Source organism: Halomonas sp. MES3-P3E (genome assembly GCF_002836035.1).
Classification (GTDB): domain Bacteria; phylum Pseudomonadota; class Gammaproteobacteria; order Pseudomonadales; family Halomonadaceae; genus Vreelandella; species Vreelandella arctica.
Genome location: NZ_PJBT01000152.1, coordinates 1 through 442 on the forward strand (window position 1 = coordinate 1; position 442 = coordinate 442).

At 54.3% G+C, this 442-nt stretch carries 1 protein-coding gene; it reads right to left on the reverse strand.

The genetic code is table 11. The features are described 5' to 3' along the window. Nucleotides 1–442: Spy/CpxP family protein refolding chaperone (locus tag CXF87_RS12410; protein ID WP_157826547.1), on the reverse strand; the 442-nt coding region annotated here is incomplete at both ends.

Genomic DNA, 442 nt, shown 5'->3' on the forward strand with positions numbered 1-442 from the left:
ACTCATCTGTTCACGCTGCTCGTCGGTTAGTAAGTCCTGCATCTGGTTATGCATGCGCACGTTATCAGCCATCATATCGCCATGAAGGCTGGCCATTTGAGCATGCAGCGTCTTTACTTTCCATTGTTCAGGGCGTTCAGTCTGCATGATTTGCATCATGTCGTCGCGCAGGTTCATCAATTCGCCCATCCGCTCAAGCTGGGCCGCGCGGTGTTCTTGGCGCATCTCACGCATGGTACTCATCTGCTGCTCGTCGAGCATACCGCCCATGCTCCCCATGCCTCCCATCATTGGACAAGGCATCATCCCGCTTTGCCCTCCCATCATCATTCCTGGGTACATGTCTTCTTGACTGCCCATCATCATGCCCGAACCCATACCGACTTGGCCGTCCATCATATTGCCCTGACCTTGGGCGCCTTGGCTCATACCTTGAGCGAAA